Origin of the sequence: Bradyrhizobium sp. ISRA430 (assembly GCF_029909975.1) — a bacterium.
Classification (GTDB): Bacteria; Pseudomonadota; Alphaproteobacteria; order Rhizobiales; family Xanthobacteraceae; genus Bradyrhizobium.
Genome location: NZ_CP094516.1, coordinates 8,329,914 through 8,343,067, shown reverse-complemented (window position 1 = coordinate 8,343,067; position 13,154 = coordinate 8,329,914). Strand labels below are relative to the sequence as shown.

Here is a 13,154-nt window from a genome sequence, read left to right as displayed (position 1 = left end):
TCAATTCTTGTAAGCTTTGAGAGAGAGGATATCGCGAGCCTCGGTGGGTGTAGCCGGCCGGGATCCAAGATCGGACAAGATGCGGACCGCCTTGGCGACCAGCTCGGCATTGCTGCGCGCGAGCCGACCTTTCTCAATCTGCAGATTATCCTCCATGCCGACCCGCACATGGCCGCCCCGCAGAACCGACATCGCGACCGCCGGAAAGGCCATTCGGCCAACCCCAAAGGCGCTCCATTCCCAACCGTCTGGCAGCATGCTCGCCAGTACCGACAGCATTTCCGGACTAGCAGGCGCGGCATACTTCACGCCGAGCACAAACTGCAGAAAGTTCTTCTTGGGCAGAACGCCCTCGGCTGCGAGATCACGCGCCAGAATGACGTCGCCAGGGCCGAAGATTTCGAGTTCCGGTGCGGTACCCGCGGCTCGGATACGCGCAGCCATGACGCGAAGCGAGTCAGGCGTGTTGATGACGACGGAGCCGAAAGAGTACATGGTGTTGAGATCGAGTGTGCATATCTCAGGACGCAGCTCCTCAACATGAACTACTCTGGCTTCCCCGCGCATCAGCGACGTTCCCTTGCCGGCTACAGCCGGGTCCTCCTTGCCAGGGACGAAGCGCTGGCCGGGCCCCGTCGTGAGATTGATGATGACGTCCACCCCGCTGTCCTTGATACGGTCGACGACCTTCCGATAAAGCTTGGTGTCCATCGAGGGCGCACCGGTTTCAGGATCCCGGACATGAATATGGACAATTGCCGCGCCAGCTTCCGCAGCTTCGATGCACGACTGCGCAATCTGCGCCGGCGTGACGGGAAGATAGGGGCTTTGGCTCGGTTGAGCCAAATTGCCGGTGACGGCGCAGGTGACGATCGTCGGGCGTGAGAAGTTCACGATTGCTTCCTCCAGGGGATTCTTCTTGATCAGGCAGAGAGTACGAGCTCTGGCTGAGCGTGCGTTGCGGTCGCAACCTTTATGTCCAGCCAGCCGCGCTCGTCGACTGCGAGCTGGTCACCTCCATTGAGGATCACCGTGGTCGTTTCCGCCTCGACGATCGCGGGCCCTTCTATGAAGTCACCGGGCTGGAGCTTTTCGGCGGCATAAACGTCGACGTTCCTCCACTCGCCGAAATAGGCCTTGCGCTTGCGAGCTGTCACCAAGGAGTTCGACGATACGGCAGGTATCGACTTCTTTGTCCGTGCAACCATACCAACGGCCGCGACTCTGCCGTTGACGAGAACAACTTCCTCATCGGGCAGCGAATACGTGTACAGATCTTTGTGGGCGTGGTGAAAGCGGTGTTCGATCTGCTCGCTTAGATCTGCGGCGTCCAGATCCACGTCCGACAACGGAACGTCAACCTCGAACACCTGCTCGCCGTAACGCATCTCTGCGGATTTCTCGATCTCGATCGGTCCGCTGAACCATGCGCGCAAACGGTCCAAGGCCTGCTTCTGCAATCTCACGAACATATCGCGGACTTGGGTGTGCGACGACGCCTTACCTGTCCTGTAGTAGGTCTGGCTCACCTCATACCGCAGATCACTGGTGAGCATGCCCCAGGCGGAAAGAACTGAAGCTTCGGTCGGAATGATGATGCGCTTGATCTCCAGCTCTCGCGCCACCTCCACCGCATGGATCCCGGCGGCACCACCAAAGCTGAGGAGCGCAAATCGCCGCGGATCGACGCCACGTCTAAGCGTCATGAGCCGGATGCCATCAGCCATCTTCAAATTGACCAGCCGGAAGATACCTGCCGCGGTCTTCTCCCGACTTAGGCCGAGCTTGACTGCCAGCCGATCAAGTGCGGCCTCCGCAGCGTCCTGATCGAGAGGACGGCGGCCGCCCATGAAAGTGGTGGCGTCGAGATAGCCGAGGATCAGGTTGGCATCAGTCACCGTCGGAGCCTGGCCGCCATTGCCATAACACGCAGGTCCGGGCACCGACCCTGCGCTTTCCGGACCGACGCGGAACGAGCCCGTGGCATCGACGCTGGCGATCGATCCGCCCCCGGCGGCAATGCTCGCAATGTCGAGGCTGCGCAGGGCAATCCGCTGATCGGCGAGACCTCCGTCGGCCGACAGAGTGGCGCGACCGTCGGCGATTAGCGAAATATCCGTGCTGGTCCCTCCCATGTCGAACGGCACGAGATTGGGCAGGCCCAGCAGTTCAGCGCACCGCTTACTTCCCGACACGCCGCCAGCCGGACCCGACAGCACGGTAGCGGCCGCGAGCCGCGCCGCCTCTTCGACCGGCGCCACGCCGCCGTGGGAGAGAATGATGAAGAGGCTGCCGGCGAAGCCGGCCTCCCCCAACCGCTGCTCCAGGCCCTTCAGATAGTGGCGAACAGCCGGACTCACATAGGCGTTGACGATCGTTGTCGATACCCGCTCGTATTCCTTGATCTGCGGCAGGACGTCGGACGAACGCGAGACGCTGACACCCGGCAACGCCCTTGCCAAGCGCTCAGCGGCAGCGATCTCATGCGATGGATTGCTGTAGGAATGCAAGAAACACACTGCGACTGACGTCGCGCCCGATACGCGAACAGCCTCGATCGCCTGATTCAATGACGCTTCGTCCAAGGGAACGATCACCTCACCCATCGGCCCGATCCGTTCCCGAACACCGAAGCGCAAATTGCGCGGGACCAGCGGGGCCGGCGGCGGCGATCGCAAATCATAGCGATCGCCTTTCAAACCCTCCCGCATCTCGATCACGTCGCGATGCCCTGCGGTCGTCAGCAACGCCACCTTGGCGCCCTTGCGCTCAAGCAGCGCGTTCGTTGCCACAGTCGTGCCGTGCACGATGCGCTCGGTCTTCCCGAGCATTTCAGCGCGCGGCGATCCCAATCTCCGCGCCAACTCTTCGAGGCCGACCATAACCCCGATTGACTGGTCCTGCGGAGTGGACGGGGACTTCGCAAACACTGTTCGGCCGCTCTGGTCGATGGCCACGAGATCGGTGAACGTGCCGCCGACATCGATTCCGATGGTCAACATGGTTTCGAACCTGCTTTCTGCTGAGGGCTAGCTGACAAAGCCGAGTTCGCGATCAGCTTGCCGCGCTTGTTCCGAGCGCCTTTCGGGGGGGCCCCATCCGCCGCCGCCGGAGGAACGAATCTCGAGGCAGTCGCCCGGCAACACTTCAATGCCGACCTCCTTGGTCCGCAGCGCGCGAGGCGGCCGGCCATGCGAAATCAAACGATAACGATGCGGGGCGCCATCACATCCGCCGAGCAGTCCGCAGGCGCCGTGACGCACCCCCTCGCCAGCGGTGTTAGCCATCGCTGGCTTTTCGGTTTGAACAACCAATTCAAGTGCGACGCCGAGGCCTCCGCGGAACTGACCGTCACCGCCGGAATCGGCGAGATACTCATGATGGCGGAAGTGGAGCGGAAATCGCGCCTCCGCGACTTCGATGCTGCCGAACTTGATGCCACCAGCCGAATGCCATTCGCCGATCGAGGACCAGCCATCGCCGCCGGAGGATGCTCCCCCTCCCGGGCGCGCCTGGAACATGTGCCAGATGAACTGACGGCCGGTCCGTGGATTTTCGCCCTGGATCGCGATGCGGAAGCGACGGCTCCAACCCGCCATCGTCCGTTCTGGACAACATTGGGACAAGGCCTTGATGATTGCTTCGATGATCTCGTTTGACGGATGCGACGTACAAAAGCTGACCGGCAGGCCCGGATCCGACCACACGACCGTTCCTCTCTTGGCAATTACGGTGAGAGGCCGGAACGCGCCTGCGTTCTTCGGTATGTCGGCGTCGATCAAATAAGCAAAAGCCATCACAACGCCGGCCTGCATATTGGCGTAGGAGGAATTGACGAAGCTCATCGTCTGCGGATCAGAGTCCGAGAGATCGATTTCGATGTTGGAGCCCGTCTTGGTCACCTTCGCCGCGATCCGTATGTCTTCCCTCCCACGACCATCGTCGTCCAGGAATGACTCGCCATAGAACACCCCGTCCTTCCAAGTCGAGACGACGTCCCGCGCTTTCTGCTCGGCAGAGTCGAGAAGGATCTCGATCACTTGCTCGACAACGTCGGAGCCGAGTTCGTCGAACAGGCGCGTCAAACGGCGTTCACCGAGATGGGCGGCGCCGATCATCGCCGAAAAATCGCCGTGAAAGTCGCGCGGATTGCGGACGTTGAGAGCCAACATGTCGACGATGTCGTCGCGCCGCCTGCCAGCATCGTAGATTTTGATAGGCGGCACACGCAGGCCCTCCTGCCAAATCTCCGTGGCGTGTGGATTGTAGCCGCCATAGGTGGCACCTCCGACATCGCTGAAATGCGCCCGCACGATCGCCCAAAACAATCGCCGGCCGCGATCGAAGATCGGCACGAAGATCGTCATGTCCTGGAGGTGGCTGCCGCCGTGATAGGGGTCGTTCAGCAGTATGACGTCGCCCGGAACGACGTCGTCGAACTTCTCCTCGACCGCTATCGTCGCCCAGGGCAAGGCGCCGACATGGATCGGAATATGATCGGCTTGCGCGATCAGCCTCGCCTTGGTGTCGCAAATTGCAATGGAGAAGTCGCGGCTCGAGTTGAGGATTTGAGAATAGGACGTCCGAAGCATTGCTTCGCCCATCTCCGTCACGATCGAGCTGAGGCGGTGCTGAACTACGGATCGGGTAATGGGGTCGACACTACTTGTCACATTGGACATCATCGGAAGCCTTGAGGTCGCTGGTCTACGGTCGCCAGACACGATCTTCATCGCGTAGCTGCGGTGGCAGCGATCGCATCCGCGACCGCGTGCACGATGATGTCGACGTCGTTCGACGTCATCGGCGTGGATAGAGCGAACAGCCCGCCTGGCGCCAGAATTCCGCGGCTCAGAAGCGCCAACGTGAAGGCTGCCATCTGCCTTGCTTGGTTCGGATTCATATACGCCGAGCGATAGTCCCGCACTTTGCGATCGCCGAGATGGATCCTGCACAGCGAACCGCAGCCGGTAACATAGCCCGCCGTTTGATGTCGCCGGAGAGCCGATTCGATGCCGTCTCGCAATTGGCTTCCAAGCACATCCAAACGGGTGAACGCAGCGTGGTCGAGCAGCTGCATCGCGACCAGCCCGGCCCGCATCGTCATTGGATTCGCGGCGAAGGTCCCTGCGTGAGGCAGCGCAGGCTTTCCGTTCGACGGATCGAACACGGACATCACGTCGGCCGAGCCGCCGATGGCACCAACAGGAAATCCGCCCCCCATGATCTTGCCGAGCGTCGTCAGATCGGGAGCGATGTCCCAGAGGCCCTGTGCGCCGTGAAAGCCAAGGCGGAACGTGATGACCTCGTCGAAAATCAGAAGAGCGCCGACCTCATGTGTCACCATACGCAAGGCTTCCAGATAGGACCGGTCCGCCGGTACCAGGCCGGCGCGGTTGGGCATCGGATCGATCAATACGCAGGCCAGCTCACGACCGTGCTCGCGAATGAGCTCGACCGCGCCATCGGTATCGTTGAAAGGAATGACGATAGTGTCATTCAGGACTGAGGGCGGCGTACCTTTCGCGTAAGGCTTGGAAATCGGCGCGTTCGCGGTCCACTGCTCAGGCGAGGTGTCAAGACTTACCTCGGCATGATCATAGGCCCCGTGATAGGCCCCTTCGCATTTCGCGATCTTGAACCGGCCGGTATAGGCTCGCGCCGCCTTGAGGGCCGTCATAACGGCCTCCGTTCCTGAATTGGCGAACCTGATCCGCTCGACTGCTGGAAGACGCTCAGTGAGAAGCTCAGCCAGATCGATCTCCGATTCGGTCGGCATTCCGAAGGCTGTACCGAATGGAAGTTGCTCTGCGGCGACTTCGACCAACGCCGGATGGGCGTGGCCATGGATCAGTGCCGTGAAATTGTTACCGCAATCGATCAGCTCGTTGCCATCGACGTCCCAGATCCGGCAACCCTTCCCTCGCGCGGCGTAGACAGGAAAGGGCTTCATATAGAGCGTCGAACGCGTGTTGCCGCCGGGCATATGGGCCCGTGCCCGTTCGTGAAGCTGCTCGGACCGGCGATGTGATTGAGGGTACATTCGAATTCCTTTGGCTCATCGACCGAGATAGGCTTCCCGGACCCGGGGATCGTCCTTCAAATCGGCAGCATGACCATGCAGCACGATCTTTCCGGCTTCCAACACATAGGCGCGGTCGGCCACTGCAAGCGCCAGAACAGTGTTCTGTTCGACGACCAGGATGGTAAGACCGGCGCTCGCGATGATTTTGACGCGCTCGTACACCTCCTCAGCCAGCCGCGGTGCAAGGCCGAGGGACGGCTCGTCCAGAAGCAGCAGGCGGGGGCGTGCCATCAACGCACGCCCGATCGCGAGCATCTGCTGCTCGCCTCCGGAAAGCGACCAACCGAGCTGGCGCCGACGCTCCTTGAGCCTGGGAAAGAGCTCGAAGACACGGTCGAACTCTTCCGAGCAAGACCCGGCCCAGCCCTTCCAGCTGGCAGTGGCAACGACGAGATTCTCCTCAACCGTCAGTCCAGGAAAAATGCGCCGGCCCTCCGGTGCTTGCGCAATTCCGAGCGCAACACGCCGATCAGTCGGCAGCTTCAGAATCGACGTGCCGTCAAAGGCGATGTCGCCCCGGCGCACCTTGTTTAGCCCGGAGATCGCATGCAACAACGTCGTCTTGCCGGCCCCGTTTGCGCCGATCAATGCGACGGTCTCGCCGGCCCGGACTTCCATATTGACGCCAGAGACGGCAGTGATGTCACCATGGGTGATCGTCAGGTCGCTACATGCGAGCATGGACGTATCCCTCACCAAGGTAGGCTGAAAGCACAGCAGGATTGGACTGAACCTCGGCCGGCGTTCCTTCCGCGATCTTGCAGCCGAAATTCAGCACGAGAATGCGCTCCGCAAGCCGCATCACCATGCCCATGTTGTGTTCGATCAGGACGATCGCCAGTTGGTGCTGCTTTCTCAGCAACGACAAGCGTAGCATTAGCTGTTCGACTTCGGCCGAGTTTAAGCCAGCGGCCGGCTCGTCCAGGAGAAGCACTTTCGGTTCACAAGCGACAACTCGGGCGAGCTCGACCATCCGTCGCCGCCCGTAGGACAGCGTCTTGATCGACCGATCGGCGATGTCGGCCAGTCCCATCTGTTCGATGATTTGCATGGCCTGGCGGCGTAGTTCACGTTCTCCCAGGTTTGGATTGATCGCCGCGCCGACCATGACGTTCTCGAGAACCGACAGACGCGGAAACGTACGCCCATGCTGAAACGTACGACCAAGGCCTGAGCGGATCCGCTTGTTGGTCGCAAAACGCGTGATATCCCGCTTGGCAAGCAGCACGGAGCCGGCGTCTGGAACGACGAGCCCGGTAAGGACATTGAGCAAAGTGGATTTGCCCGCGCCATTGGGCCCGATGACCGCGACGAATTCGCCCGGCGAGACGGTGATGTCGACATCGTCCAGGGCGGCAAGCCCGCCATATCGTTTGCTGATGCCGCGTGCTTCGAGAATCATCATGACTTCGCTTCCGCGGGCTTGGCAACGGGAGCCCGCGAGGGCAGACGGAAGAAGCTTCGCAGTCCCATGATCCCGCTGGGCAGGAACACGAGGACGACGAACACCAAAATCCCGAACAGTGCGAGATAGGCGTTGCCCAGGAACCGCAGCCACTCGGGCAGGAACGTAAGCAGCACCGCCCCGAGAATTGCGCCGCCAATCGAGCTCTCTCCGCCGACGATCAACATCGCAAGATAGGTTATTGAGTTCGTATAGGAGAAGTCTTCCGGCGAAATGAAACGGACATGGCAGGCGAACAGACATCCCGCTAGGGCGGCACAGGCGGCGGAGAGCGTGAAGGCTAGCAGCTTCAGGCGCGGGGTATCGAGTCCGGTCATCTCGGAGGCGAGCTCATCATCGCGCACGGCAATCAAGGCACGGCCGTAGCGCGAATGATGCAAGAAAGATGCGAGCAGGACCACGATCGCAAGACTGAGGAGGGCCAGCCACAGGAAGCCGCGCTCACTCGTTAGCGGATAGGACAGGACCTCGAAGGGAGGAATGCGGGAAATACCATTGGTCCCACCAGTCAGGTCGAGCCAGTTCGAGGTGATGATCACGAACGATACGTTGAGCCCTAACGTCGCGAGCGCGAGATAGTGTCCTTTCAAGCGCAGCAGCGGCAGCCCAATGACCATTGCAAACACCACGGCGACGGCAATGGCCGCAGGCATCGCCAACCAAGGCGATACCCCGCTCCGCGTGGTCAGGATCGCCAGCACGTAGGCGCCGAGCCCCACGAATGCAGCATGTCCCAGCGAGATCAGGCCTGTATAACCAAAGGCGATATTAAGCCCGACCACAGAGACCGCAGAGATCACGGCGAGGTTGAGGAGCCGAAGGTGATATTCGGGAAGAACCAGCGAGAGCGATCCACCAATTGCGAGAATGCAGATGACCAGGACCGATGATCGAAAGATGGACATCCCTCAGCCCCGATCCTGGATCTTTTCGCCGAACAGCCCTTGCGGGCGTACGAACAAGAATCCGATCATGATGCCGAACGAGATCAGGTCCTTGTAGGCCGACGAGATATAGCTTGCGCCGAGCACCTCGCTCAGTCCGACGAAGATGCCGCCGAGCACGGCACCAGGCAGGCTGCCGAAGCCCCCGATGATGGTCGCGGCGAACGCCTTCAGTGCGACGGGATCACCCATGTTGACGTCGGCAAACCACATTGGTCCGAGCAGAAGCCCGGCGGCGCCGGCGAGCAGCGCACCCAACACCCATGACATGGCGAGGAGCCTGTTGACCTTCAGCCCCATCAGCTTGGCGGCCTGAACGTCCTGCGCCACGGCTCGCATGCCGATCCCGAAGCTGGTGCGGTGCAGGAGAACCCAAAGGCATGCGACCAGCAGAGCCGTCATTCCGACCGTCATCAAGGCATGGACAGAGATGACCGCGCCGCCGAGCTCGACCGTCATGCCCTCGATCGGGGACGCGAGTCGCACCGGCCACGAGCCGAACGTCAGGAGTGCCGCGTTCTGCATGATGATGCTGACAGCCACCGTACCGATGATGACCGTTACCGCCGGACTAGCTCTGAGGGGGCGATAGACGAGCGCGAAAAACGCAATTCCAAAGGCCGCCATTGCAAGCAGCGCCACGCCATAGGCGATGGGCCATGGCAGGTGAGCATTCACCAGAGCCGCGACGCCTGCAAACGTTCCGAACATCACGAACTGACCGGCCGCAAAGTTCACAACCCCGGTCGTCTCGTACACGATCACGAATCCCATGGCAGCCAGCGCATAGACGCCGCCAATGGCGAAACCATTGATCGCAAGCTGGAAAAAGTCTGCCACAAGTCCTCCGATGCTGCCGGTCGCAGCCGAGCTCAGTTGATCGAGACCTTCTTCACCAGCTCAAGCGTCTTGCTGTTCGCTTTCGGCTTCACGATCACCACATCGTGGACGCCATTACCTTTGTCATCGTAGCTGTAGACGTGACCGATGCCGTCCCAGGCCTTCTGCGCCGCGAGCCAGTTCCGAAGCGCGACAGGTTCAAGTCCAGCCCCGCGCATAGCGTCCGCCATGAGGAAAGCGCCATCATAGTAAGCGAGACCGTAGGGGTCCGGGGCGGTCCCGAACTTGGCCTGATATCGGTCGACGAAGTCCTTCATTCTCGGGCTTGTCGACGGATCTACCAGGGCGTCCAGCACGCCGAACGTGTTCTCGATATCAGATGCCGTTAACAATTGCAGCGTGGCCGTCACATACAGAGAGGACGAACCGACGAGCGGAGCCTTCATGCCAAGTGATTTGTATTGCCGAACTGCCAGCGCCATGTCTTGCGGGTACCCGAAGAGCAAGACTGCGTCCGCGCTCCTGTTGCGCAAATTCACGATCTGCGCCGAGAAGTCCTTGTCATTCTGACCATAAGCCTCTGAGCCGACGATACCCACCCCGCGCGCCGCGAGAGCCTTGGCCGCGGCTTGCGCGCCACCCTGGCCAAAGTCATTCTGGATATACAGAATCCCGGGCCGCTTTGCGTTCAACACGCTCGTCACGCAATCGACCATACCTAAGGCAGCCAAGCTGTCTGCAGGCCGAAGACGGAACATCCATTCGTTGCCACCCTCCGCAATTGCATCGACGCCGCCGGCATACATCGCCGGCACCTGCACTTTCTTCACCTCGGGCGACACGGCAAGATTCTGGGTCGAATAGCTCGAGAGAAAGAAGAATGACGGCTTGGTTTCCTGGGCCAGCTTAACGTAGGCGTTTACAGCCGTGCTGTTCGATCCCTGCGTATCTTCGAACACGATCTTGATCCTGCGGCCCCGGATGCCACCCGCCTTGTTGATGTCCTCCTCCGCCATCTTGAGCGAGTTGAGATACTGCAGACCCGTCAGGGACAAGGGCCCCGTCATCGGAACGGTCGCGCCAACCAGGATATCTGCCTCCTCGGCGCGAGCCGGGACGCCGGCGAGCGGAGCCGCGATAATCGCAGCCATCGACTTGAGGAAGCTCTTGCGCGTGATTCCCATAGCTCCGTTCCCGCTTTGACAGGTATATCGTCTCGTTTTTCGAGACGAAATCTCGAATAACGAAACACTAGATCCTGCCGGAATCGGAGTCAAGTCGCATCGGCGATGAGGCTGGTCCGGAGTTGCAACCCGATCAAGTGCGAGGGCATTCGGGAAGACCTCTCCGACCGTATGGGGAGGTTGCGAGCAGCGGAAAATTGACCTACTGAGCCGTCTCATCACCCTGATGCGATCCAACGAATGTCGGAAAAAGACCCCTCTCCTGGGCCACTCACGCGGTACTTCGATGTCCTCGAACTCATCGCCTCGTTTCCCGGGGCGCTAACGCTTGGAGACGTTTCGTCGCTCCTTGGGCTTCCCAAAGCGACGGCTCATAGGTTGCTGAAGGGCCTTGTCCGATCCAATCTCGCAAAGGAGGGGGATGGTGGTCGGACGTACCAATTGGGCGAACGCGTCACGCGCGTTCTTCATGCGAGCGCGGAGGAAGGTTGGCTCTCATCGCTTGCGGGGCCACATCTCCGTGCTCTGTCCGAGGCAACATCCGAAGCGTGCTTTCTGGCCCGCCTTGTGGGCTCACATGTCTTCGTAGCTGTTTCCGAGGCGCCCGACATGAAATGGATACAGCACGTGGCAGAGGGCCTTGAGATGCCTGTCAACGCCGCGGCTTCGGGCAAGGCAATCATGGCTTATCAGTCAAAGGAGCTCATCTCCGAGGCCCTTTCACAGGACCTGCCAAAGCCCACAAACCTCTCTCAAACGAGCCGCCGCTGGATCGAGAAAGAATTCGCGACTGTTCGCGAGCAGGGATATGCGACCTGCGTAGGAGAAATATACGAAGGATCGGCCGCAATCGCATGTCCCATCATGCTGCCGGAAGGCAGCGTCCTCTATTCGGTCGCAATAAGCGGCCCCCAAGAGAGGGTGATGGACAAAAAGATGCCGCAGCGCCTGCAGATCCTGCGTGACACCGCCGCGGCCTTAGGAAAGGCGCTTTCGCTCGGAGCAAGCATTCGATCCCGCCATTGAGATCCCGATTTCTTTCCAGGTTGCGAATATGGACGTTAGTCGAGGCGCTCCCTTTCTTTCCTCGGAAATGCACGTGGAGCCCAGTTGGATTGACCATGATGGTCATCTCAACATGGCCTACTATCACGTGCTTCTCGACCGCGCTTCTGATGAATTCTGGGTGTCGCTGGGATTGGGTCCACGATACATCGAGACCACGCGCTGCTCGACTTTCGCGGCCGAGTGCCACATTCGCTATCTTCGGGAAGTTCACTTGAAGGATCAGGTGCGCACTGCAATATTCCTGATCGGCGCGGACGAGAAGCGCCTGCATACATTTCGTCAACTTTATCGTTCGGATGGCAGCTTGGCCGCGACGTCGGAAAACATGTCGCTTCACGTTGACCTCAATACCCGCAAGGTCGTTGCTTTCCCTTCCGAAATCAAGGATCGACTGCAAGCGGTTGCCCAGCTTCATCAGCGCCTCACTCCGCCGTCCGGCATCGGCCGGCGCATTTCTATGAAAGCGCGTTGATTGACCGATGCAAAGGTTAGAATCAACGCTACTGCTCTCGATCCATCCGGCCTCTTCTGGTGCCTACACTGCGTTTTGAAGGCCTTCTCGGCCCCGGCAGGGCTATGGCGGTGCATTTGTTAAGGCCACGACTTCCAATTCGGACTGTTTCCCCCCGCAGTTGCAAGCGCCCCAAAGGGAGAGCCGAGACACTCGAAGACAATGGAGCAATCCGCTCCATCAGGTCTCGTGAAACAAGAACGGAATGCTTCGTTTCTCGACACGCAGTTTGAATACGCGCCGCCGTATTCATCGTGTCCCCCAACAGCGCAATCTCCAACCTGAAAAGGCCGAGCTCTCCCACCACCACGGGTCCAATGTGCAAGCCCGCGCGAAATTGCGGCACAACGCCAAATTCCGCGCTATATGTGGCAGCCGCCTCCTCCAATGTCCTGAGCGCGTCAAAGCATGCCGTCACACACCTTATATTGGCCGTCGCATTTCCGGGCGCCCACGTCGCGATCACCTCGTCGCCGACGTATTTGTGAATTTCTCCTCCTTCCCTGACAATCGGCGTCGTCACATCGGCGATGAATCGGTTCAGGAAATCGAGGAAGCGTAGCTCACCAAGATGCTCGGCATGGCTGGTGGACGATGCCATATCCAGAAACAAGACGATGCGCTCTTCAATCTTCGGCCGATGGTAACGACCGGCGATGAACGAGAAGAGAACGCCTTGTCCAAGGAGCTGGTTGATGCCGACCAGCGCGTTGAAGAGCATGCTGAGCGCGATCGCCAGCCACACATCTCGGGGCCGAGGAACCGCGACGGGCGCGCCCGAGATCAGTGCGGGCACGATACTCAAGGCGATTAGGATGATTGCAATGTAGACGAGGGCGCGAAGCATGATCGCGACCGAGAACGGCAGCTTGCGCAAACGATTGACACGATCGTTCTCGAAGACGAACAACTCAATCGCCAACACGGCGAGGCAGACAGTTGCGCCTGTTAACGCGCCCCGGAGGGCGCCTGCTCCGGAATGAGCGAGACCATCCGCAAGATGCCCCCGGACCGCTCCAGCGACGATGCTGACGATCATGAAAGCCCTGATCAGAGG

General features: G+C 60.2%; 12 protein-coding genes. 2 read left to right on the top strand and 10 right to left on the bottom strand.

Annotation, left to right across the window (positions count from 1 at the left end; translation table 11 throughout):
- The 9 genes from MTX21_RS39070 to MTX21_RS39030 all read right to left on the bottom strand — a co-directional run bounded on the left by MTX21_RS39070 (nucleotide 1) and on the right by MTX21_RS39030 (nucleotide 10,518).
- Entirely contained in the window at nucleotides 1-894 is an 894-nt protein-coding gene (locus tag MTX21_RS39070; RefSeq protein WP_280969730.1) for a 3-keto-5-aminohexanoate cleavage protein, read from the bottom strand.
- Nucleotides 895-923: 29 nt separating this feature from the next.
- Nucleotides 924-3,002: a hydantoinase/oxoprolinase family protein gene (locus MTX21_RS39065; RefSeq protein WP_280969729.1), complete on the bottom strand. Its 2,079-nt coding sequence runs from the start codon at nucleotides 3,000-3,002 to the stop codon at nucleotides 924-926.
- Nucleotides 3,003-3,029: 27 nt separating this feature from the next.
- Nucleotides 3,030-4,682, bottom strand: a complete 1,653-nt coding sequence (locus MTX21_RS39060) for a hydantoinase B/oxoprolinase family protein (protein ID WP_280971354.1) — start codon at nucleotides 4,680-4,682, stop codon at nucleotides 3,030-3,032.
- Nucleotides 4,683-4,729: 47 nt separating this feature from the next.
- Nucleotides 4,730-5,986, bottom strand: coding sequence for an aspartate aminotransferase family protein (locus tag MTX21_RS39055; RefSeq protein WP_280969727.1), 1,257 nt, complete (start codon nucleotides 5,984-5,986; stop codon nucleotides 4,730-4,732).
- Between the two features lie 72 nt (nucleotides 5,987-6,058).
- Nucleotides 6,059-6,766, bottom strand: a complete 708-nt coding sequence (locus MTX21_RS39050) for an ABC transporter ATP-binding protein (RefSeq protein WP_280970931.1) — start codon at nucleotides 6,764-6,766, stop codon at nucleotides 6,059-6,061.
- Complete coding sequence (locus MTX21_RS39045) at nucleotides 6,753-7,490, bottom strand: ABC transporter ATP-binding protein (protein ID WP_280969726.1); 738 nt, start codon at nucleotides 7,488-7,490, stop codon at nucleotides 6,753-6,755. Before MTX21_RS39045 ends, MTX21_RS39050 begins: the two co-directional genes overlap by 14 nt.
- Entirely contained in the window at nucleotides 7,487-8,455 is a 969-nt protein-coding gene (locus tag MTX21_RS39040; protein WP_280969725.1) for a branched-chain amino acid ABC transporter permease, read from the bottom strand. The genes MTX21_RS39045 and MTX21_RS39040 overlap by 4 nt, the downstream gene beginning before the upstream one ends.
- A 3-nt stretch (nucleotides 8,456-8,458) precedes the next feature.
- Nucleotides 8,459-9,334, bottom strand: a complete 876-nt coding sequence (locus tag MTX21_RS39035) for a branched-chain amino acid ABC transporter permease (protein WP_280969724.1) — start codon at nucleotides 9,332-9,334, stop codon at nucleotides 8,459-8,461.
- Between the two features lie 32 nt (nucleotides 9,335-9,366).
- Complete coding sequence (locus tag MTX21_RS39030; RefSeq protein ID WP_280969723.1) at nucleotides 9,367-10,518, bottom strand: ABC transporter substrate-binding protein; 1,152 nt, start codon at nucleotides 10,516-10,518, stop codon at nucleotides 9,367-9,369.
- 609 nt (nucleotides 10,519-11,127) lie between these two features.
- Here MTX21_RS39030 and MTX21_RS39025 point away from each other — a divergent pair.
- Both MTX21_RS39025 and MTX21_RS39020 read left to right on the top strand, forming a co-directional pair.
- Nucleotides 11,128-11,544 carry an IclR family transcriptional regulator C-terminal domain-containing protein gene (locus MTX21_RS39025; RefSeq protein WP_280969722.1) on the top strand — a complete coding sequence of 139 codons (417 nt, stop codon included), beginning with the start codon at nucleotides 11,128-11,130 and terminating at the stop codon, nucleotides 11,542-11,544.
- A 28-nt stretch (nucleotides 11,545-11,572) separates the two neighbouring features.
- Nucleotides 11,573-12,058, top strand: coding sequence for a thioesterase family protein (locus MTX21_RS39020; protein ID WP_280969721.1), 486 nt, complete (start codon nucleotides 11,573-11,575; stop codon nucleotides 12,056-12,058).
- Nucleotides 12,059-12,086: 28 nt separating this feature from the next.
- Here MTX21_RS39020 and MTX21_RS39015 read toward each other — a convergent pair whose 3' ends face one another.
- Nucleotides 12,087-13,136 (bottom strand): adenylate/guanylate cyclase domain-containing protein, encoded by a 1,050-nt coding sequence (locus MTX21_RS39015; RefSeq protein ID WP_280969720.1) that lies wholly within the window; start codon nucleotides 13,134-13,136, stop codon nucleotides 12,087-12,089.
- Nucleotides 13,137-13,154 lie beyond the last annotated feature (18 nt).

What these genes read in the sequence shown, in the direction of transcription:
- MTX21_RS39060 (WP_280971354.1), bottom strand. Translation starts at nt 4,682, where the DNA reads ATGTCCAATGTGACAAGTAGTGTCGACCCCATTACCCGATCCGTAGTT.
- MTX21_RS39025 (WP_280969722.1), top strand. Translation starts at nt 11,128, where the DNA reads ATGAAATGGATACAGCACGTGGCAGAGGGCCTTGAGATGCCTGTCAAC.
- MTX21_RS39065 (WP_280969729.1), bottom strand. Translation starts at nt 3,002, where the DNA reads ATGTTGACCATCGGAATCGATGTCGGCGGCACGTTCACCGATCTCGTG.
- MTX21_RS39045 (WP_280969726.1), bottom strand. Translation starts at nt 7,490, where the DNA reads ATGATGATTCTCGAAGCACGCGGCATCAGCAAACGATATGGCGGGCTT.
- MTX21_RS39050 (WP_280970931.1), bottom strand. Translation starts at nt 6,766, where the DNA reads ATGCTCGCATGTAGCGACCTGACGATCACCCATGGTGACATCACTGCC.
- MTX21_RS39020 (WP_280969721.1), top strand. Translation starts at nt 11,573, where the DNA reads ATGGACGTTAGTCGAGGCGCTCCCTTTCTTTCCTCGGAAATGCACGTG.
- MTX21_RS39030 (WP_280969723.1), bottom strand. Translation starts at nt 10,518, where the DNA reads ATGGGAATCACGCGCAAGAGCTTCCTCAAGTCGATGGCTGCGATTATC.
- MTX21_RS39040 (WP_280969725.1), bottom strand. Translation starts at nt 8,455, where the DNA reads ATGTCCATCTTTCGATCATCGGTCCTGGTCATCTGCATTCTCGCAATT.
- MTX21_RS39015 (WP_280969720.1), bottom strand. Translation starts at nt 13,136, where the DNA reads ATGATCGTCAGCATCGTCGCTGGAGCGGTCCGGGGGCATCTTGCGGAT.
- MTX21_RS39055 (WP_280969727.1), bottom strand. Translation starts at nt 5,986, where the DNA reads ATGCCCGGCGGCAACACGCGTTCGACGCTCTATATGAAGCCCTTTCCT.